This window comes from Blautia sp. CAG:237 (genome assembly GCF_000436615.1).
Classification (GTDB): Bacteria; Bacillota; Clostridia; order Lachnospirales; family Lachnospiraceae; genus Blautia_A; species Blautia_A intestinihominis.
Genome location: NZ_FR886738.1, coordinates 7,406 through 30,942 on the forward strand (window position 1 = coordinate 7,406; position 23,537 = coordinate 30,942).

Annotated in this window: 14 protein-coding genes; all 14 read left to right on the forward strand. The window is 47.3% G+C overall.

What is annotated here, in order from left to right:
• On the forward strand, nt 1–612 hold a 612-nt coding region (locus QZL69_RS07780), incomplete at its 5' end, for a terpene cyclase/mutase family protein (protein WP_291518920.1).
• Nucleotides 613–627: 15 nt separating this feature from the next.
• A complete protein-coding gene (locus QZL69_RS07785) occupies nt 628–1,563 on the forward strand; it encodes an AAA family ATPase (RefSeq protein ID WP_022214657.1) in 936 nt (311 codons plus the stop codon).
• Nucleotides 1,560–2,738 (forward strand): DUF58 domain-containing protein, encoded by a 1,179-nt coding sequence (locus QZL69_RS07790; protein WP_022214658.1) that lies wholly within the window; start codon nt 1,560–1,562, stop codon nt 2,736–2,738. The genes QZL69_RS07785 and QZL69_RS07790 overlap by 4 nt, the downstream gene beginning before the upstream one ends.
• A complete protein-coding gene (locus tag QZL69_RS07795; protein ID WP_173906613.1) occupies nt 2,651–4,975 on the forward strand; it encodes a DUF3488 and transglutaminase-like domain-containing protein in 2,325 nt (774 codons plus the stop codon). The genes QZL69_RS07790 and QZL69_RS07795 overlap by 88 nt, the downstream gene beginning before the upstream one ends.
• Before the next feature lie 9 nt (nt 4,976–4,984).
• Nucleotides 4,985–6,346, forward strand: a complete 1,362-nt coding sequence (locus tag QZL69_RS07800) for a DUF4430 domain-containing protein (RefSeq protein ID WP_022214660.1) — start codon at nt 4,985–4,987, stop codon at nt 6,344–6,346.
• Nucleotides 6,347–8,425, forward strand: coding sequence for a hypothetical protein (locus QZL69_RS07805; protein ID WP_022214661.1), 2,079 nt, complete (start codon nt 6,347–6,349; stop codon nt 8,423–8,425).
• A gap of 31 nt (nt 8,426–8,456) precedes the next feature.
• Nucleotides 8,457–12,374, forward strand: coding sequence for a cadherin-like beta sandwich domain-containing protein (locus tag QZL69_RS07810; protein ID WP_022214662.1), 3,918 nt, complete (start codon nt 8,457–8,459; stop codon nt 12,372–12,374).
• Between the two features lie 207 nt (nt 12,375–12,581).
• Nucleotides 12,582–13,439, forward strand: coding sequence for a hypothetical protein (locus QZL69_RS07815; protein ID WP_022214663.1), 858 nt, complete (start codon nt 12,582–12,584; stop codon nt 13,437–13,439).
• A gap of 117 nt (nt 13,440–13,556) precedes the next feature.
• Nucleotides 13,557–14,363 (forward strand): DUF4866 domain-containing protein, encoded by an 807-nt coding sequence (locus tag QZL69_RS07820; RefSeq protein WP_022214664.1) that lies wholly within the window; start codon nt 13,557–13,559, stop codon nt 14,361–14,363.
• 5 nt (nt 14,364–14,368) lie between these two features.
• Complete coding sequence (locus tag QZL69_RS07825; RefSeq protein WP_022214665.1) at nt 14,369–15,697, forward strand: threonine/serine ThrE exporter family protein; 1,329 nt, start codon at nt 14,369–14,371, stop codon at nt 15,695–15,697.
• A gap of 349 nt (nt 15,698–16,046) precedes the next feature.
• Complete coding sequence (locus QZL69_RS07830) at nt 16,047–20,837, forward strand: carboxypeptidase regulatory-like domain-containing protein (RefSeq protein ID WP_022214667.1); 4,791 nt, start codon at nt 16,047–16,049, stop codon at nt 20,835–20,837.
• A gap of 172 nt (nt 20,838–21,009) precedes the next feature.
• Nucleotides 21,010–21,993 carry an HdeD family acid-resistance protein gene (locus tag QZL69_RS07835; RefSeq protein WP_243875156.1) on the forward strand — a complete coding sequence of 328 codons (984 nt, stop codon included), beginning with the start codon at nt 21,010–21,012 and terminating at the stop codon, nt 21,991–21,993.
• A 211-nt stretch (nt 21,994–22,204) separates the two neighbouring features.
• Complete coding sequence (locus tag QZL69_RS07840; RefSeq protein WP_291518929.1) at nt 22,205–22,741, forward strand: TIM44-like domain-containing protein; 537 nt, start codon at nt 22,205–22,207, stop codon at nt 22,739–22,741.
• A gap of 147 nt (nt 22,742–22,888) precedes the next feature.
• On the forward strand, nt 22,889–23,537 hold a 649-nt coding region (locus tag QZL69_RS07845; protein ID WP_291518932.1), incomplete at its 3' end, for an extracellular solute-binding protein.

A 23,537-nucleotide genomic window follows, 5' to 3' on the forward strand; every position in this document is an offset into this window, starting at 1 on the left:
GGCTATGATATCCAGAAGCCGCTGGAAGATTATGAGACCGTTGTCTCTCAGGGACTGAACGGAGCTGTTTTTGCCCTTCTTGCCCTGAATGCACAGGATCCGCAGGCGAATAAAGACGGTGAGGTTCAGAAGAAATATCTCGACTATATTCTGGAACAGGAAAAATCCGATGGCGGTTTTTCTCTGGATGACAATGCCACAGAGGGAGATGTGGATCTGACGGCCATGACGCTGCAGTGTCTGGAACCGTATCAGGAAGAAGAAAGCGTAAAAGACACCATAGACAGGGGCGTAGAGTTCCTGGCAGATGCACAGGATGCAGACGGAGGCTATACCGCCTATGGAGACAAGAGCTCCGAGTCTGTTTCCCAGACGATCATTGCCCTGAGTACCTATGGCATTGACTGCAATGAAGATGAGCGTTTCCAGAAAGACGGAAAGGGACTCTACGATACCCTTATGACCTATTACCAGAAAGACGGAAGCTTCTCCCACACAGAGGACGGAGACAGCGATCCGATGGCGACAGACCAGGCATTCTGTGCGATGGTGGCATATGAGCGCTGCCAGAACAAAGAAAACAGTTTCTACAACATGACAGATCACAGATAAACGGAGGAAAAGACATTGCCGGAAAAAATAACACAGCTCCAGAAGGAACTCGAGACGATCATCAAAGGAAAAAAAGCAGTTACAGACAAGATCATCATGGCAGTGCTGGCCAGAGGCCACATTCTTCTGGAAGACGTGCCGGGTGTCGGAAAGACAACGACAGCGCTTGCCCTGAGCCGCCTGATGGGAATGGAATTTAACCGTATCCAGTTTACACCGGATGTTGTTCCGTCTGATGTCACCGGATTTACCATGTATGAGAAACAGACCGGCCAGTTCATGTACCGTCCGGGTGCGGTAATGTGCAACCTCCTTCTTGCAGATGAGATCAACCGTACTTCCAGCAAGACGCAGGCTGCACTTCTGGAAGTAATGGAAGAGGGAAGAGTGACCGTGGACGGAGAGACCCATGAAGTGCCGCAGCCGTTTGTGGTTCTTGCGACAGAGAACCCGGTTGGTTCTTCAGGTACTCAGATGTTACCGGAATCCCAGCTTGACCGTTTTATGGTCAGTCTCAGCATGGGATACCCGGATCACCAGAGCCTGGTAGAGCTTCTCCGCGACCGTCAGAAAGTCAATCCGCTGGAACTTGCGCGGACTGTCATCACCAGAGAGGAAGTCCTGAAACTTCAGAGCGAAGTGCAGGATGTGTATGTGGCAGACGAAGTCCTGGATTATATAGCAAAACTCGCGGAAGCGACCAGAGAACATGAAATGATCGTCCTCGGCTTAAGCCCTCGTGGAACACTGGCATTGTGCCGTATGGCAAAAGCGGCAGCCTACATGAGCGCAAGAGACTATGTAATACCGAAGGACGTACAGACGGTATTCAAAGACGTGGCAGCTCACCGTATGGTCCTGGATTCAAGGGCAAGATATCAGGAAAAATCCGCCCGTGAGATCCTTGATGAGATTCTTGCAGAAGTACCGCAGCCGAAGGTAGAAGGATGATGAAAAGCAGGATCATGTGGTTTCTGTGGATCGTTCTGATGGCAGGAGCTACCGTATATACCGGTTCCTGGATCTTTGCCGTACTTCTTATGATCTCGGGCATTCTTCTTGTCTTTTCAGCAGTCACAGCTCTGTTCTGCGGAAAAAAGATGGAATGGAAACTGAAACTTCCAAGAGCGGCCCAGAGGACAGAATGTTTTAATGGAAACCTTAAGATGCAGAACAATTCCATATGGCCGGTATCCGGAAGCTGTACACTGCACTGGCAGAATCAGTTTACCGGAGAGAAGGGAGAGATCCTGCTTCCGTTTTCCCTCGGGACCAGAGAAACCGGAACTGTGGGATTTCAGGCGAAGAGTAACTGGTGCGGCTGTATTGAGTTTGGATTTTCACAGTGGAAATGCAGAGATTTCTTTGGTGTGGCGGCTGTGAAACGTGTGGCAGAAGTGAGCGGCTGTACCGTAGTGATGCCGGGGGAACACAGGCAGGATTTTTCTTTCCTTACCAGAGAGGGCTTTGATATGGAAAGTTTTCGCTATTCCGGCAGCCGTCCGGGAGATGATCCGGGCGAGACCTACGATATCCGCGAATATCAGCCGGGAGATTCCATCCGTCAGATCCACTGGAAGCTTACGGGCAAGCTGGATGACATTATGATCCGGGAAAAAAGCTACCCGGTCGATGATACCGTTCTGATCCTGGCCGAAAGCTGGCAGGAACACAAAGACCCGGGAAGGGCAGAGACTGTGGCAGAAGTTTTTGCCTCAGTTCTTCTGGACTTTATAGATAAGAAGATTCCCTGCCAGGCAGGAATCTACGACCATCAGACAGGCAGGTTCCGGATACAGAAAGTCCGGACACGGGAGGATTACGAAAACGCCCTGTATCTTTTTCTTCGCAGCAGCGGACAAAAACGAATGGCTGTACAGGGCTATCTTGAGAACTCCGGCACACAAAGCTTTGCAAACTATATTTACATAACCGGGGACCCGGATGACAGAGAAGCGGAGACCCTGAGACAAAAAGGACAGGTAACAGTCATAGGCTGCGGAACCGGCAGCCCGGACAACGGAGGAGAACACATAACATGGAAATATGGATCACAGAATCCGGACAGCACCCAAAAAGAGAATACAGAAAACAACTGTCAGGTATCCTTCTGCAGACTGCACTGATCTGGCTTGTGGCAGGCTTTGGGCTGATCCTGTTTCTGGAGCTTTTTTCGGAGCAGGTGTACAGAGTGCCGGTTCTTTTAAGTGTTTTTGTGGCCACTCTGCTGGCACTTGTCACAGCCAGAATTCCCAAAACGGGACTGGCAGTCCGGTGCGGAAGCGCACTGGCCGCTGTGCTCCTGCTCCTGCTGTTCCGCAGAAATATCCTGGACGGAGCGGCACTCTACTGGAATGACGCGGCAGATATCCTTGGCAGCAGAGCGGGAATCTACCTGAACCGGTATGACACGACAGCAATTACCTCGGGAAACAGCTCCCGGATAATGTTTCTGATCGTCCCCGGAATAATGGCGGCGGTTCTGGGACTCATCATTCTGAAGTACAGATGGTGTATACTTACCCTGCTCTGTGCGGCTCTGTACCCGGCGCTCCTTCTTCTTACAGAGGGCGTACCGGATCATAAGGTCTGTTTCCTTTTTTATCTGGGACTTCTTCTGAAACTGAACTTTATGCTGACACATTCCACGAAGTCAGATGGGAGGGCGCAAAGCTCCCGGGCTTTCTGGGAGGGCGGCATTCTGGCACTGGGCGTGATGTTTGTGGCAGGACTTCTGGCTGCACAGATACTTCCGGAAGCAGACTATTCTTCCATGGAGATCGTGGCAAAGGCAAAAGAAGAGGTTCACACCGGTATAGAGAATCTGCGCTATAAGAAAGGTGAGATCAATTCACTCCCGAACGGCAGGCTCAAAGAATGTGCAGCCTGGACGGCTTCGGACGATACCGCACTGCGCGTGACGATGGAAAATCCGGATTCTCTGTATCTGCGCGGATTTGTGGGAAGCACCTATAACGGCTCCGAATGGAAAAGCATTTCCACCGGGGATGCCTATAAACAGAAAAATCTTTTTTACTGGCTGCATCAGGGTGGATTTTATGCAGAAACACAGCTGGCACAGGCCGGAAATCTGGTCGGAGATGATACGCTTTCAGGGAAGATATCTGCACTGACTGTTGAGAATCAGAAGGCAGACAGCAGATACCTCTATACACCTTATGAACTGGCAGAGATCCCGGAGGGATATGACGGGGAAACCCCGCTTACCGACAGCACTCTGGGAGCAAAAGGACTGTTTGGTCAGAGAGACTATACACTTCGGACCGACAGAAACCTGGTCGGAAATTTCACGACACTGGGCGCGAGAGTTTATCAGACCCTTGCATCAGGAGAGGGAACCGATTACCGTGATGCGGAAAGCTACTATAATACCTTTGTATATGGTCAGGACACAGACCTCCCGGCTTCCCTGGAAACTCTTTTCCGGGCAGAACTGGGAGACGGAGGAAACCGTGAGCAGGGACATACCGATTATTATACCGCGATTACAAGGATCCGCGCATACCTCGAAAAAAACATGACCTACAGTACGGCTTCAGATCCGGATACGAAGGATGGAGATTTTGTGGAACATTTTCTGACAGACACAAAGATCGGACACAGTGTTCATTATGCATCTGCGGCGGCACTGATGTTCCGCTACTATGGAATTCCGTCCCGCTATGTAGAAGGATATCTTGTCACACCGGAAGATGTCAGAGACAAAAAATCCGGGGACACCATAGAGATTCCGGGCAAAAACGGCCACGCATGGACAGAGATCTACATTGACGGTCTCGGCTGGGTTCCGGTCGAAATGACACCGGAATATTACAACGTCATGAAAGAAGCAGACTTAAAGACAGGTCTGGAAGCGCAGGGTGCAAAGGCGGCAGCAATTCCTGAGACAGAGGAAGAACCTCCGATGGAAGAAAATATCCAGACACACTGGAGTCTCAGACTGGCACTGTTCGGGATCGAGAAATTCCTGATCCTGCTTCTGTCGGTATTTGATATATTCTGTCTGATCGTTATTCTGACAGTCTGGATCCTGAGATTCCGGGCAGGACAGATCCGGAAGCACAGATTCCAGAGCGGAGACGACCGAAGTGCAGTCCGTGCCATGGCAGGATATGCAGAACTTCTCTACCGCCATGGACCGAAACTTTATTCACAGAAGACAAGAGAGACGTATCAAAAGATATCCGTGATCGGACAGCGGGCGGCATTCAGTCCGCATCCGGTATCAGGAGAAGAACGCCGGGAAACCGCAGCCTGCATCAGAACCATGCAGAAAGAACTTAAGGCAGCGACAGGCTGGTATGAGAAATGGATCATGAAGTATATCGAAAGGCTGTATTAAAGGGTAAGCATGAAAAGAAACAGTAAAAAAAATAAAAAAAGATTTTCCAGGATCATCCCGGCACTCTGGGGACTTGCCTGCCTTTTGATCTTCGCAGGAGTTCTTTTTGCCGGACTTGGAAACTATCACAGAGAAATACAGGAAAATCCGATACAGGGGATCAGTGCCGGAAGCTCCCTCAAAGGCTATCTGGGAATCGGCTATGCTTATGCCGGGCAGCAGGAAAATTCACAGAACGGAGACGAAGCCCAGGGAGAACAGGCACAGCTTCTCGATGAAGAAGAACAGCAGGAAGATTCCGAGACGGAAGAAGCCGATAATACAGAGGAAGCAGACCTGACAGACGGAGAGAGCGAACAGAACCAGAATGAACAGAGTCAGCAGGAACCAGATGTAACGGAGACACCGGAAACCTCTTCGGGAGATGACGGCATACAGAGCGATGTAGAGGAAAATACGATTCAGTATGACAATGACCAGGAGGATTCCCATGAATCCGACGAGGACGAACCGGAGAGAGATGACAACCGGAATCAGGAAGGTGCGGAAGTACCGGTCACCCCGACTCCGCAGCCGCCGTCAGAGGACGAGGACGAAGACCGTTATCCGACGATCGCGACAGATCTGACAGACGGAGAGACCGTCAACGCCGCTTACCGTACCTTTTATGTACAGGCGAAAGACTGGTATGGAAACAGCCTTGGCTCTACTTCTCTTGAAGTTTATGGCAACGGACAGAGACTTTCGGTCAGCGGCGAGCCTTCTCAGGGCGTGCTCGCGTACCGTCTGGATCTGGAAGAAGATGCGAATACCATAGATATCAAGGCAACCGATACAGAAGGCTGGAGTACCACACTGCCGACGTTTACCATCTACAAAGGCGAGGAAGGCGGTGCAGAACCGGCAGGCTCCGTCAGCATCAGCATTGAGGCCGGAAGCGTAGGACTTGGAACAATCCTTCCCTCGACTTCTGTTGACTTTTATCAGGGAGAACAGCTTTCTTCCGTGGTACTGAGACTGTTACAGAACAGTGGACTGGACTGGAGAAATGACGGAGATGCGACAGGAGGCTTTTACCTCAAGGCGATCGGACGTGGCGGGATCACAGCAGGCGCGGCGATCCCGGATGATCTGATGGCGCATCTTGAAGCGGTCAACTGTCAGCTGTCAGGACACGATGCCAACTGGCTCGGTGAGTTTGACTTTACAATGGATTCCGGATGGCTGTATTTTGTCAACGGAGAATATATGAATGTCGGAATGTCGGCATATTTTCCGGCAGACGGAGATGAGATCCGGATCCGTTTCTCTCTGTACTCAGGTGCAGACGTAGGAGCCGGAACAAATGGCGAGACATGGGGGGACTGGTAAATGAACAAAAGATTTGTAATGGGAACACTTTCGGCAGTGCTTCTGGCAGGAACAGTGCCGGTCTGTGAGGCAGGTGCGGCGGAGGAACCTTCCGGCAGCCAGGTCGCGGAATTTTCTGAACTTTCCGATGATATAAATCAGGAAAATACAGAAGAAGTGGTACCAACTCAGGAACCTCTGGAAACACCGGAACCCGAACCGACAGAAGAGCCGCAGCCAACGGAAGAACCACAGCCAACGGAAGCACCGCAGCCAACCGAAAGCCCGGATCCGACCGAAGCACCACAACCGACCGAAAGTCCGGAGCCGACCGAGGCTCCGTCTCCGACCGAGACACCGCCACAGAAAGAATGTGCGCTGCATCTCACAGAAGTCAGAGCCATCCGGACAGCGGACAATCAGGTGGTTCTTCTGTATCAGGCAGACGGGGAAGGCAAGGTCTGTATTTCGGCAGTCCGCGAAGGCCAGCAGCCGGTATTTGATTTTGAAAGCACTGCCCGTCCGGTTGAGACCGGAGACAATCAGCAGTCCGTAAACGTTCCGGCAGATGCCGCCTGTGAGATTTATCTGCTTGTACAGGATCAGAACGGCAACAGAATGACAGAAGCACTGAAACTTTCTCTGGCAGCAGCCAGAAAGGTACATGCGGCAGTTCATACAGAACCGGCAGATGCCACCGTTGCCGTCCACAATGAACTGGGACAGGAGATCAAAGGCTCCCGTGGAATCTATGCGCTTTACAAAGGCGAGAAGTATACGATCACCGTTTCAAAGGACGGCTATGAGACAAAAACAGAAACCATAACAGCAGATACAAAGACAACACAGTACAGGATCTCCCTGACCGGTAATGATGCAGAGCTTAAGCATCTGTATGTTTCCAGCTCAGACACCTACGGCAAAGGAATCCTGAAGCTGGATCCGGCATTAAAAAAAGACCATGACCGATACAGCGCCACCTACGACGGAGAACGGCAGAGCCTGAACCTCTGGCTGGAATCTGCCTCCGGTGCCACAGTAAAGGTCTATGCGCTCAGCGGGATCAAAGCCTCGACCGTGCAGAAAGATGAGACCATCAAAGGTACACAGGACAAAGAAAAACATCCATACTGGAAGATTTATTTTGCTTCTCAGGAAAAAGAAGCAAAGCTCCGCGTTCATGTGACCGCACAGAACGGGACATCCAGAGATTATTATCTTACCCTGAGCCTGACGGACAAAACAGCTCCGGTGCTCAAAAAAGTCAGCGCCAGCAGGATTTCCGAAGATAAGGCCTCTGTGGTATACAAGACCAGCGAAAGAGGAATGTGTTACTACCAGGCAGGAGAAGCCGGAGCAAAAATCCCCACACCCGATACCAAAGGGGCAGGCGAGGAAGTTTCCGCCGGAACCAACACCATCACACTGACCGGACTTACCCAGGGTCAGAAAGACCTGGTGATCGTAGTCAAAGACACAGCAGGAAACGTCAGTGACCGTCTGGTGATCCGGATCCCGGATATTAAGAAAAAGGGGCAGACCCAACAGAATAACGGTAACGGTACAAATGTCGCACAGAGACCGGGATACGGCGGCAACAAATCCGAAGCGGTTCTTCCGGGAGGCCAGAACAATGGAGAGGGCTCGCTGGACAAGCTCAAAACGGTTCAGGCAAAAGAAAAATCTTCCGGATCCAAAACGCAGAAGGACGGAGAGGACACAGAGCAGAGCGGCAAAAAGAAACTGACTGTCCATGAGAAACCAGCATCCAAAAACAACAGCACAAAAAACACCGGAAGTTCAGACAAACAGAGCAAAACCGCAAAAACAGACAAAACAGCCAAAAAAGCAGCCGCAGCAACAGCTTCTGCGCCAAAGGGCGGCGGGAAAGGCGGCACGGGAGACAGTTCAGCGGCCGGCGGGAAACAGACCGGAAGCGCCACCGGCACCGTGGGAAAAATCTCCCACACCTGGAAGCACATGCGTCTTCTGACCAGGACACTTCTGGTGTTCGCACTGGCAGGAATTCTGTATCTCGGATTCTTTGCCGGAGCCAGACGACATTACAAAAAACAGAAACTGAGTGATCCGATGATATGACAGAAACAAAGATAAGGAGGGAATTTATTTTATGAAGCCGATCATGAAAAAATGGCTGACAGGTCTTCTGTGTGCGTCACTTCTGGCAGGAAGCGCGCCGGCCTATGGAGCAGATTTCAGTGCAGAAGCTGACTTTTCTTCGGAAATCTCCGTAGAAGAAACACAGGAAGAAGACCAGACAGAGCCGGAAACACCGTCTGAACCGGAAGCTCCGGCAGAGGTCGATCTGGAACAGCCGGATGATTTCAGTTCACAGGACGGTCAGGACACTGCGGAAACCCCGGATCCGGATGCACCTTCCGATGACTTCAGCGCCGATGATCTGATTTCCGATGACAGCGAAGCACCGGAAGTGCAGATCACAGATGAGACCGAAGATCAGAAAGAATATCTGACAGATTTAAACGTCTATACCGGAAACGGGGTAAAAGACGCTCTGAAACTCGACAGAAGAGAAGACATGGACGAAGAATTCGGCGGCAGAGTCTACACCGTAGAATATGGTTCCAACTATAACTCTTCCGCACTCTGGATCAGTGCCAACCTTGCAGAAGGCGCACCGGAAGGATCCACTGTGACACTCTCCGCATGGAATCTGTCAGGAAAACAGGAAACAAAAGAGATGTCCGCCACTGCATACACAGACGGACAGAGATATTCATTTTCGGATATTTTTGCTTCCGGCAATGGAAAAAGAGCCATCTACACCATCAAGGCAGGAACCGAAAGCGACAGCGTAACTTATAAACTCGTAGTGCTTCGAAGACTGGACCTTTCTTCGATCAGATGCTACCTGCCGACCGATACCGACATGGCAAAAAACCTGATCACAGATTTTGACACCTCCGGAGTGACAAGAGACTACGAAGTGTCTGTGACCGGAACGGACAAGGTGAAGATCAGGGCAGTACCTTTCGGGGAAAACTGGTATGGTCTCACCATAAACGGACAGAGCATTTCATCAGGAGATCCGATCGAGATCCCTCTGAACGGAGATTCGACGGAGATCGCCTTTGAGATGAAAGAGGATGGAACCTATGCGGATCCGGACTGTCAGGAAAAAACCTATACCTCTACAGGAAGCTACAAAGTCACCGTTCAGAAACAGCTCAGCGATTCTGTGACATTTCAGGTGACACCGCAGGATGCAGTCATCAGCGTTTACGACAAAAACGGAGAACGCATGGAACCGTCACAGGATTCTGCCAGCACATTTGCTTCCCTGATCAAAGGCCAGGAGTATACCTGGAATGTTTCCCACTATGGCTATATTTCACAGAGAAATACCTTTAAGGCAGGAGAACAGGCTGAGATCACTGTAGAACTTAAGAAACAGGATGCCACCCAGCCGGAGATTACCGACAATGACTGGACTAATTTCCGGAACAGCGAGAACAATAACGGAATTACAGGCACATCCACACCGACCGATACATCTTCGACCGTGCAGAAATGGGCGATGCGCATTGGTGTCGGCCAGGAGGCATCTGTCACACCACCGCTGATCCTGGGAGGCTATTTGTATGTGGCATCCGGACAGTTTATCTACAAACTCGACAAAAATACAGGAGATATTGTAGCAACCAGTGAACCGCTCAACGGAAATATGATCTATGCGCTGAATCCGCTTACCTATGCAGAGGGAATGCTGTTCGCCCAGATCGGTGGCGGCCAGATTCAGGCAGTCAGTGCTTCCACTCTCAGATCCGTCTGGATCAGTGAATCGCTGGGTGGCCAGACCCTCTCTCCGATCACATACAAAGATGGATATATCTACACAGGAACCTGGAATTCCGAGACCACGGCAGGCTCTTATTTCTGCCTTTCCGTGACCGATGAGGATCCGTCAAAAGGTGATGAAACCAAGTACTGTACCTGGAAATACAACCACAAAGGCGGTTTTTACTGGGCAGGCTCCTATGCGTCCGGCGATTATCTCGTATTCGGCTCCGATGATGGTTCCGGAGAAAAAAACTATACCAGCACGGCAATCCTCTATTCTGTCAACACCCATACAGGTCTCCTTCTGGACAAACTGACAGGACTTAACGGAGACATCCGTTCCACCGTAGTTTATAACAACGGATACGTCTATTTTACAACAAAAGGCGGCTACCTTTACCGTGTGGCGATGAATACGGACGGAACCTTTGGCAGAGCAGACAGTTACAACCTCGGTGGCATGGCAACAGCAGCCCCGGTAGTATACAAAGGAAGAATCTATGTCGGTGTCTGCGGACAGGAAAGCCACCGGTTTGACGCCGATGCGGGACATCATTTCGATGTTCTGAATGAATCCGATGCAGGACTTTCCCTGGCATATGAAGTTTCGATTCCGGGATATCCGCAGGCAGCACCGCTTCTTTCTACTGCATACGAGAATCAGGATTTCAACGGGGACGGACAGGCAGACGGACGTGTTTACCTGTATTTTACCTACAATGCCAGACCGGGCGGACTCTATATGCTGGCAGACGAGCCGGGACAGACCTCTGGAAAAGCAGAAGAACTGTTCCGTCCGGGAAGTGACCAGCAGCAGTACTGCATCAGTACGATCTGCGCTGACAGAGACGGAACATTGTACTACAAAAATGACTCCAACTACCTGATGGCAGTCGAGACAAACGGTGCATATCTGGACAGTGTGACTGCACAGGCAGACAATGGAAAAGTAACCTGGGACAAAGCTTTCCAGCGTTCTGTAACAGAGTACACCATAAGAACCGCAGAAAATGCCTCAAAAGTAACCCTGAATTTCAAAACCCCGGAAGGATGCACCCTGACGGTCAATGGAAAAGCTGCCGGAAATACATATACCGCAGATGTAAGCTCCGGAAGCGCGGAGGTTACGGTCGTGGCAGCTCTGGCAGGAAAGAGCAGAACCTATACGCTCCATCTGACAAAAGACCAGGGAAATACAAACCTTGCGAACCTGACCGCCAGCACCAGCAATACCTATTCGGACAGTACGAAATGGCTGGCACTGACACCGGCATTCAGCGCAGACAAAACCAGTTACCGTGTCACCTATCTGGGCAGTTCTTTCCTGCGCATCTATGCAGAACCGGCAGATCCGTCTGCAGAAGTGACCATAGAAGCAGGAAAAGGCATCAGTAAAGTAACATCCAGTGGAAAGGTGACAGGAAGTGGGCTGGCAGTCCGGCTTAACGCTTGGTTTGAGAGTGATGCTTCCGTAGAAGAAGCGCAGGTAAAAATCGTTGTCACAGCAAAGACAGGAAAGAAAACAGAATACACTCTGACCATTCAGAGAAAAGAAACGATTTCCACACCGACACCGACGGTAACTCCCACACCAACGGCGACACCAAAGCCGACCCCTGTGCCGGAGAAATTCGGGGCATGGAAAACCGTATCAAAAGCAACGGTATTTGCACCGGAGAAACAGCAGCGAAAGGGAACAAAGGGAACTGTTCAGACCAGAACCGTCGGAAGGAAGCTGACCCCGACAATCCGGCTCAATACTACGAATATTAAATTACGGGTAAAACAGACGACAGCCCTGGTAAAAGTCAGCGGGCTTGCGAGAGGAGATTCCATCCGTTCCTGGACTTCCTCCAACCGGAATATTGCAACGGTAGATTCCAGAGGCAGGATCACCGGAAAACGTGCCGGCAGGACCAGAATCACAGTGACACTCAGAAGCGGCAAAAAAGCGTACATCAATGTCACAGTGCAGAAGTCCATAGTCAGGACCGAAAAGATCACCGGTCTTCGCTCTTCTCAGACCATGAAACGAGGGGCGAAACTGACCCTGAAACCGGTTCTGACACCACTCACTTCCCAGGAGAAGATCACCTATAGTTCTTCAAACAAAAACGTGGCAGTCGTTTCTTCCAGAGGCGTGATCACCGCCCGAAAGAAAGGAACCGCAAGGATCACAGTAAGATCCGGAAAGAAATCTTATGTGATCAAAGTAACTGTTAAATAAAATTGTGACCGGCAAATAAACAGATACTTAAAATTATAAAATAACCTCAAAATGCCTTGAACCAAAAGAGAAAGAATGCTAGTATAAAACAAAGCATATTTCTTAGAAGTTCAGGGCATTTTTGCCGTCTAATTATTTTTTTCTAAAATCATTTCAGAAATCCATGCTTTTAAATTCCAGTCAAAACAAAAAAAGCAGGGGTTCGAAGTGAAAAGAAAGACAGTACATCACGTTCTGAAACTTTTCCGAATGCTGTTCTCTGATCGCAAAAATCTGCTTTCCCTTTACAATGCAGTAAACGGAAGCAGCTACGAAGACCCGGACGCACTGGAGATCGTGACGCTGGAAAATGCAGTCTATATGGGAATGAAGAATGATCTGGCATTTATTGTGGACACGGGACTGTTTCTGTATGAACACCAGTCAACCTACAACCCAAATATGCCGCTGAGGGATCTCTTTTACATAGCAGGGGAATACCAGAAGCTCGTAGACCACAGATCCCTGTATTCATCCAGCATCCAGAAGATCCCGGCACCGAACTTCCTTGTATTCTACAACGGAACCGAAAGAGAAGAAGACAGCTGGGTCAGTTACCTGTCAGAATCCTACGAAAACCTGACCGGTGAGCCGAACCTGGAATTAAAGGTGATTACCCTGAATATCAACGAAGGCCACAACAGCCAGTTACTGGAGCAGTGTCAGATCCTGAGAGAATATGCCCAATATGTAGCAAAAGTGCGGGAATACGCAGGAAGCACCGACCTGGACACAGCCGTAGAACAGGCAGTCAACGACTGTATCCAGAGCGGAATCCTTGCAGAATTCCTTCGAAAAAACAAATCGGAGGTGATCGCAATGAGTATATTCGAATACGACAAAGAAGAGGAAGAACGAAAACTGCGAAAGGCAGAATACGAAGCCGGATTGAAAGAGGGGGAATTGCAAAAAGCAAAAGAAACAGCTATGGCGTTGAATAAAATGAAATTTCCACTGGAGAAGATTGCAGAAGCACTTCAGACTGACGAAGTTGTAATACAGGAATGGATCAGTTCAAAATCATAAAGGCGATCGCAATAGGCTGTGTTTTGATCTGCCCAGAAGGTTATATTAAATATAGAAGAGATGAAATTTACATTTGATTTCTGCGGTTCTATAATAATGCTCGAAAGGGGCGGTATTATGAGTACCATATTTCCAAGAGAAGAAAAAGCAGAGCAGATTTTTGACAGAATTCTTACAAATCCAAATGCCTGCGAGCGGTTAAAAAACACCTTCTTTGAGGTGATACCATCCGCAGAAGAAAGCGAAGGTGCCGGGACAGACATTCCGGGAACGGTTTTTGCGGCGGCTTTGTTCAATGCCTATGAGAATAAGGATCTTTCCGCTTTTCTCATGGCAGTCTGTAACAACAGCGTTTTTGACCTTCTGAGGAATTCTTTTCTGATTCCGATACGGTTCAATGACAAAGGTGTGGAGAATCCGGTTCTTCTCACAGATGATAAAGGAAATCTTCTGAATGAATTCAAAAATCATCTTTACGAGAAAAAATACAAAATGTTCCACAAACTTTATGAAGAGCAGGATGAAATACCGGATTATCAGATGTATATGGCAGATGGATTCCGGGAAAATCACAGTTATACAGACAGTGGTGAAATCGTAACCGAAAAGATTTCAAAACACACAGGAATTCTCCTGATGTTCCGTTTTCCGGAGTCCGTAAAGCTGGACATCAACGAGGACAGAATCTATGCAGTTGTGTGGGATTTCCTGATGCGTCTTCAGGAGGAACTGCCGCGTGCTCTGATGTACTATGGAGTCAGAGATGAGGAAGGCAGAGAAAAAAATACAGCCACGTTGGGAATTTTTCTCCCGTTTCATCATTTTGAGAGAAAAATGGAAAAAAATATCGAGATTGCAAACGGTATCGGATTGGGATGCCGGGAACACATTCTGGTTGAAATAAACAGACAGGCGGGGAAGTGAAAACGATGCAGCAGATCATCAGAAAAAATCATATGGATATCGCCTGGCATGAATACACAGATGAAAACGGGGCAGATGTTCCGGTAACAGAGGCGAGTCTTACAGAAAAAGCATCCATCATCGGCCGTGTGGGAATCATGCTTCTGTCATGCGGAACCGGCGCATGGAGAGTCAGAAGCTCCATGAATGCGCTGGCAGAAACCATGGGGATCACCTGTACGGCAGATATCGGCCTGATGTCGATCGAGTACACCTGTTTTGACGGCGAAAACGGCTTTACACAGTCACTGTGTCTTACCAATACCGGAGTAAACACTTCCAAGCTGAACCGGCTGGAGCATTTTATCCGGGAATTTGAAATCGAGGGAAAAGACATGTCTGGAGAGAAACTGCATTCTCTTCTGGATGATATCGAAAGAATACACGGACTGTATTCACCGGTCACACTTGGATTTGCGGCGGCGCTTGCATGCTGTGGATTTACGTTCCTGCTGGGTGGCGGTCCGATTGAGATGTTCTGCGCTTTTGCAGGAGCCGGGATCGGGAATTTCCTGAGATGCAAACTGACAAAGCATCATTTTACTCTGTTTCTCTGCATCGTTTCTTCTGTCTCTATGGCCTGTCTGGTCTATGCCGGATTTCTGAAGATCGGTGAGATATTGTTCAGTATTTCCATTCAGCATGAGGCGGGATACATTTGTGCCATGCTGTTTATTATTCCGGGATTTCCGTTTATCACAAGCGGAATTGACCTTGCCAAGCTGGATATGCGCTCTGGAACCGAGAGACTGATGTATGCGCTGATCATTATTCTGGTTGCAGCAATGTCCGCATGGATCATGGCACTGCTTCTGCATCTGAAGCCGGTTGATTTTATTAAATTCTCCCTGCCGGCAGAGATGTGGATCTTATGCAGGCTTGTAACCAGTTTCTGTGGAGTGTTCGGTTTCTCGATCATGTTCAACAGTCCGGTCCGGCTGGCAGCATCAGCAGGAGTGATCGGAGCGGCTGCCAATGCGCTCCGTCTGGAACTTGCAGATCTGGCAGGAATGCCGCCTGCCGCTGCCGCATTCATCGGTGCGCTGACAGCCGGCCTTCTGGCATCCATGATAAAAAACAAAGTGGGTTATCCGCGAATCTCCCTGACGGTTCCCTCGATTGTTATCATGGTACCGGGGCTGTATCTCTACAGAGGCTTTTATAATCTTGGGATAATGTCACTTGCCACAGCCGCTTCCTGGTTCGCCGCCGCGATTCTGATCATAGCGGCTCTCCCCCTGGGACTCATCTTCGCAAGGATCCTGACCGACAGAACCTTTCGATATTGTACCTGATTCGCCAAAACTCCCCCGGTCAGATACAGAAAAACGTAATAAATAAAACGAAAATGCATGAAAGTATCGCCCTTTTTTTCGAAAAAAGCAAGAATTAATATAGAAAAAATTGACGCTTTCAGACAGAAATGCTATAATAGGCTCAACGACATAACCAGGCGTGGTCTGACCGGAGACGGTCAGTTTGTGGAAATCCGGTGCGATTCCGGAACTGTTTTTGCTGTGTGAGATATTGACGCGGAAATATTTTAAGTCGGCATTACCAGCGCGTTGTATAGGACAGAGACTCATCTATATTATGAGACTCTGTTTTTTGTTGCCAAAAATAATTCACAAAAGGAGGAGCAAAGTGAAGAAAAAAGAACTTTTAAAGAGATTGTCGGCCATCTCCATGGCAGCGATGATGACAGTAACAGCGGTACCGGCGAATACCTTTGCTGCCGATATCGAATTCTCTGATGGAGAAGCAGAAACAGCAGAAGCACAGGAGGACAGTGCAGATATTTCTGTTGAAGAGGATACTGGCAGTGCAGAAGCGCAAACAGAGGACTTCCAGGCAGAAGAACCTTCTGAGGAAGCAGTAACTGTTAATGAGGAGAATGCGGACTTCTCAGCAGATGCGGAGGATGCTTTATTCAGCGATGGCGCAGAGGCAGTGGGAGATGCCGTTGATGATGCGAAAGTTGCAGCAGATGAGTATCTTAAAAACAATTATGTAGATAATAATAAGATTATCACAAGTGGTGGCGCCGGTGTTGTTAAAAGCCAGGATGGTCTTTCTTATTCAGTGGGACTTAAAATACCGACTAGTGGTAGTAAAATTAGTAGCCTGCGTTTTAAAACAGAGAGCTCTTCTTCAAATTACAGAGTGGGATGGTATATTAACAGTGACTGTCCATGGGTGAATATCGGAACAAAAAAACCTGCCAATCTTGGAAGTCTGCGTATTAACCGGCCAACAGCAGAGCAGGGAGCACAGAGCTTCCAAGCAACGCTGCGACTGTTTTCCGCTGATACATCCGCTGATGTGATCAACGATGAAACACAGGCAGCTTCAGCCGCTCTTGCAACCCAGGAATTTACCATTATCATAGAAGCAGCAGAACCGAACTATACTATGCGTATAAATGTAGTCGATGAGGAAGGTAATCTGATTCCGGATGCAATCGTAACACTGGAGAAAAACTGGAATGCAGTTGCTCCGAAAGCTGACGGCTCCTATGACATGGAAAAGGGTGCAGGATACAGCCTGACTGTCAAGAAAGACGGATACAACGACTACACAGAAAGCTATTTTACCTTCAATCCAACAGAGGTAAATACAGTAAAAACCGTTACACTGAAGAAAATCGTTACAAGAAACATCAGATTCAATGTGACCGACAAATCCGGCAATCCGGTCAATGGTGCCAAAGTGAGTGTCAAAAAAGGATACTATAGTACGGTAAATCCGGAAGCAGACGGAAGCTACAATCTCATAGATGGAACTTCCTACAACTATACCGTAGAAGCGCCAAATTACAAAACTGCAAGCAGCTCCTTCACACCGTCCGGGGACCAGACCATTGATATTCAGCTGGAAAAAAATATTATAGATTATAATGTAAAATTCAATCCGGTAGACAATGACGGCAAAGCCATCGAGAATGCATCCATCAAGGTAACCTATGAAGAGGAAGATCCGTGGGATGAGGACGAAACAGAAACAACAGAGCTGAAAGCAAACGAAGATGGAAGCTACACCATGAAAAAAGGCGTGACCTACACCTATACTGTCAAAGCTTCGGACTACAAAGATGTAACAGCTACTTATACACCATCCGGTGATGACGAGAATGTATCCATTGATGTCAAAATGGTATCAAGCATTGACCCGGCAGATGTAGAAACCGTAAATGCCATCAAAGAGAAGTTTGACAAAGAAGTGGGAACACTCCGTCCGGATTTTGCATCCTGCAAGAATATCTGTGATCTTGTTAAGACCAAAATCGAGGCACTTGGCATGGATACAACAGGTGTGACGGTTTCTGTCAAATCCAGTGATGACCCAGACACCGTTGCAACAGATGGAACTATTCATTACTATGCACAGGCACCGAATTCATTTACAGCAGTCAATTCCAAAAATATAAACCTTGTTTTTGTATTCGAGAAGAATGGTGCAAAGGCAGAAACAGCTGAAAGCAGAGCAACCATCGGCTGGGATCGTGACTACTTTAATACACAGATGGCAGCAGATCAGGAGAATCTTACCTGGGACAAGATCAAAGGTTCCAATACAGATGCGGCAGAAGTAACTTCAAATCTGACACTTCCACAGTGCATGAGCAGCAGTGTAAACACTGCATGGTCCAAGATTACATGGACATCCTCTGATGAAAGCGTAATCAGCTTCAAAGACACCGGCTGGGGTTCTCTGATTGATGCAAAAGAAGGTGTGGTTACTCCGCAGCAGGAAGATAAAGAAGTGACCCTGACAGCTACCTTTAATGCAAATGACAGACTGTTGAACGGATATGTAGAAAAAGTATCTGATTTTGCAACTTTGACAAAAGAGTTCAAAGTAACCGTCAAAGGTACCGGCATAACCAAACCTACCGAAGAAGAACTTCGGGCAATTCTTGACCAATATTATACAGCAGATAAGATTACAGACTCTAATACACAAGGAGCAGTTGATCTGGCAAACTGTACCTCAGATCTTCAGCTTCCGAGATACACGAGGATCACAGATGCGAATGGTGAAAATGTATTTAATAACAGAGAAATCACAGTAACTTCAGATAATGCGGCCATTACAATTTATGGTTACAGAGCTGCTGTAGATCGTTTTGCCTCTAATGATGATATTAACGCAAATCTGATCGTGACCTTTACCCGTGATGGAGTAACTGCGACCAAGAAGATTCCGGTTACAGTCAAAGCAATCACAGAGGCAGAAGTTCAGGATCAGTTAAATCTGATGGAACTGGCAAAGGCTCATTATTTTGACGGAATCAATGACGGACAGTATGCAGACAAAGATTCCATCACAGGAAATCTACATCCATTCCAGGAAATGATTCTTGGAGAAGACGGAAATCCGAAATGGATCTATAATTTTGATGACAAGACCGGCAAGGGTATTATTCCGGACGATCAGTTTACAGATCCATGGGAAATGGAAGGTGCAGGATACAACAAATTCAAATCTTCCAATAATGCAGTAGTAGGACATGAGAACCTTGTTGTAACAAGAAGAGAAACCGACACACAGATTACGATTTCTTCTGTACTCAGCAGTGAACTTTACAGAGAAGCTGCTGCAAAACATCCGGATAATGCAGTCCTGCAGAAACTTTACAAACAGCCGGTTTCTGTAACCGTTACCATCAAAGGTACCAAATCCGCAGCAGAAGGTCTTCAGAAACTGATCAGTGAGGCACAGACACTTCTGGATGGAATGACAGAGGGAACAGAAGCAGGTCAATATCCGGAAGGAACAAAGGCCACACTTAAGGAAGCTATTGACACAGCAACAGCAGTTCTGAACAAAGAAAATGTAACAGAAGAGGAACTGAGTGATGCTACACAGGCACTTCAGAAAGCTGTTGATACAGCAAAAGATGCACAGAATACAGCCGTTGCCGAGGTTAAGATCAGAGTCAATATGGCAAACCAGCCAGCAAGCCTTCGGGATCTTACTGTCACAGCAAAAGACGCAGCTGCTTATGGATACGAAAAACCAGAAGCAATGAAGAATCAGGTAACTGTAGTAGATGCGTTATACACACTGCACAAAGCAATGTATGGAGAAGCATTTGATGCAGATCCGTCCAGATATCTCAACGTGGGAACAAACGGATGGATCAATACCGTTTTTGAAGATACAACAGGAAATGTCGGCTATTATGTAAATAACGAATATCCGGTAGATGAAACAGGTATGGGAACTGTCGCAAATACAACCGTACTGCATTCAGGTGATGAATTCAGTATTTATCTGCTTGCAGACACAACAAGCTGGAGCGACGAGTTCATGTACTTTAAGGATGTTCCGACCGAAATCTGTGCCGGAAAAGAATTCCAGGCAGTACTCTATGGAAGAAATATGATGTCAGCAGGTGCGTCTGCAGAAGCAGGCTGTACTGTGGAACTGAAAAATCTTGATACAAATGAGACAGCAGAATTTGTAACAGACGCAGATGGTGTAGCTTCCATCAAAGCAGACAAAGCCGGAAACTACCAGCTCACAGTAACAAAAACACCATACACATATTTTGTTGCTCCACTTGCCCAGTTTGAAGCAAAAGAACATGTCTTCGATGAAGGAAAAGTAACAAAAGAGCCAACCTGCGCAGAAGCAGGGGAAAAGACTTACACCTGTACAGTCTGCGGAACAACAAAGACAGAAGAGATCGCAAAGACAAATAAACATACCTATGACAAAGGTGTAGTGACAAAGAAAGCAACTTATACAGCAACAGGTGTGAAGACTTATACCTGTACAGTCTGCGGTGCGACAAAGACAGAAACAATTCCGAAACTGAAACATACACCGAAATATGTATGGAAGACTGTTTCAAAAGCAACGGTATTCCAGCCGGAGAAACAGGTCGGATACTGCGTATACTGCAAACACACACAGACCAGATACCATGGAAGCAAACTCAAAGCAACCATTAAACTGAATACAACCGCCATCACTCTGCAGAGAAAACAGGCAACCAGAATGGTCAGAGTAAGCATGGCAAACGGAGACTCTGTCAAATCCTGGGCTTCCACTAATACAAAGATCGTAACTGTAGACAGAAACGGTCTGATCAGGGCGCAGAACCGTAATGGAAGTGCGAAGATCATCGTAACCTTAAAGAGTGGAAAGAGAGCAACCCTGAATGTCAAAGTTCAGTCTGGCAAAGTCACCACTACAAAGATCAGCGGTCTGAAATCATCCATGACTCTCAAAAAAGGCCAGAAGACAACACTGAAACCAGTGATCAGTCCACTGACCTCCACAGACAAAGTAACCTATGCAACATCAAATAAAAACATTGCGGCAGTTTCTTCCACTGGCATTATCACAGCCAAAAAGAAAGGAACCGCAAAGATCACAGTAAGATCAGGAAAGAAATCCTATGTGATCAAAGTAACCGTAAAATAATATATGCAGCATTCAGACCGGAGCCTTCCACAGACTCCGGTCTGTTTTTGTCTGACTGTCCGCTGCAGGTTTGCCATTATAAAATGGACATTCATCCAGAGATGTCTATAGACGAGTCTTTCAAAAAACGGTATACTGTCTGTAGAAATCTTATTATCGGGATGAAAGGAGCATGGAAAGTCTCATGTGGGAAAAAATCAACAACTTTTTAAAAGGGCAGATTGTAACCTCGATCATATATATCGCCCTTGGAGCGTGCCTGGCGTTTATGCCTGTGAACACGATCAATGTAATCTGTAAATTTATATTTGGAATTCTGCTGATTCTTGTAGGATTTTATCATATCCTGATCTATATTCTGGAAAAACTGAATTCTACGATCCTGGATCTTTTTTCTGGCGGTGTTCTCATGGTTATCGGAATCTTCCTCTTCATGAACCCGCAGATCGTGGTCAAGCTCCTGCCGATCCTGCTTGGAACCTTCATCCTCGTAGACAGCATCTGGAGCCTGAAAGGAAGTCTTAAACTTAAGAAACGAGGAAGCGGTGCCTGGAAATTCCTCCTGATCGGAAGCCTCATCTTCATCGGCCTCGGAATTTCCCTGGTGATCAATCCATTCACCATGGTGAAATACACCGTGATCTTCGCAGGCTGGATCTTCCTCTGCAACGGAGTAGTAGACCTCATCTACCTGATCCTCCTCCGTCACGGTCTGAAAGAACTCAAACAGGAAGCAGAAGCAGTCGATGCAGACAGCGAGATCATATCTGATGATGCAGAAAGTTCTGCACAGCCAGAAGAACCGGTCGTACCGGAATACGCACCGTGGAACTCACGCAGGAAGGCAGAGCCAGCAGACGATTTATCTGACAGTGAGGAAGAAACTTCTGATAAAGAACCTTTCGACAGCAATGCTTATGACAGGGAAGTTTCCGAGATGGAAGAATCCCTCGATGTTGTGCAGGTGAGAGAAGAAGAGGTTCCGTTGAACGAGTCGACAGAAGAGATGACTGAGCAGGAGAATGATCCGCCGGCCGCCAGAGGAGCGTACGTAGTATCCAAGCCAACCGTAACCGATGATGATCTTTCCGATACCAAAGATGAGAACCTTCTTGGTCTGATCTCCCGTAAACGAAAGAAAAATAAGAGCGAATAAAAAGATGACGAGACATAGACGAATCTGTTGTATACTGCTCGCATGTATCTGCTGTCTGTGCTTTTCAATTACATGTTATGCGAGGGCCGGCGGCGGATCTTCAGGAGGAAGTTCAGGGGGAAGTTCCGGTGGAACATATCATTATAATAATGAATCAAACTATACGGATGACGAGAGTCCGGGTGGATGGTCGCAAACGATAGTTGGCTGGATGGCAATGGCATGTTTTGCCGGGGCTGGAACGATTGCATTTCATTGCTATATTCAAAAGGCAAAATACAAAAGTCTTCAAAAAATGAAGAAATTTGAAAAGCCGGGCGAAGACTGGAATGCAAAAGAAATGCAAAAATATGTGAAGAATGCATATTTTGTTATTCAGGAATGCTGGAGGCTCCTGGATCCATCTTATGCAGAAAAGTATCTGAGTAAAAGTCTTGCCCAAAGTTGGACTACAAAACTTGAATGGATGAAGGTTAAACATGAAAAGCCAATACAGAAACGAGTTCAGCTCCTGAGTGTGACTCCGGTATCTGTGTGGGATGATGAAGGTGAAGAAGATGCCAGTATTGTTTATCTGATTCATGGAAGAATGATTGGATATTATATCAATACAGATACATTAGAGGTTGTTCGTGGAAAAAAGATTCCGGAGTCGTTTTATGAATACTGGACATTTATACGTGAAGACGGAAGATGGGTGTTGAATGAAATTCAACAAAAAGATGAAGTTGATGTGCATGAATTGTAAAATGTACATCAATTTTTTTATATTTTTATATCTTGAAAAAACAACATATTTCTTGATTTTTTATCATAGTATAAAAATACTAACAAATCTATAATAAAGACAGGTTGAAAGAGAACAAAATCTACAAAAAAAGGAGAGACAAGTACTATGAAAATGAAAAAACTCACAGCAATGGCAATGGCAGCATTAACAGCAGCAACCATGATCCCGTCCGTACCGGTTATGGCAGCAGACGGCGGAAAGGTTTACTATCTGAACTTCAAACCAGAAGCAGATGAAGCTTGGCAGAACCTGGCAAAAGCTTACACTGAAGAAACAGGAACAGAAGTAACAGTTGTAACAGCAGCATCCGGACAGTATGAGACAACACTTCAGTCTGAAATGGCAAAGAGCGATGCTCCGACACTGTTCCAGGTAAACGGACCGGTTGGACTTAAGAACTGGAAAGATTACTGCTATGATCTGACAGATGCAGAGATCACAAAAGGACTTACCTCTGATACTTACGAGCTCAAAGACGGAGATGCTGTAGATGGTATCGCATATGTAATCGAATCCTATGGTCTGATCACAAACAAAACCTTACTTGAAAAAGCAGGATATTCTCTGGATGATATCAAGAGCTACGATGATCTGAAGAAAGTAGCAGATGATATTCAGGCAAGAAAGGACGAGCTTGGAATCAAAGGTGCTTTCACATCTGCAGGTATGGACGGATCCTCTGACTGGAGATTCAAAACACATCTTGCAAACCTTCCGATCTACTATGAGTACAAAGAAGACGGAATCGATGATA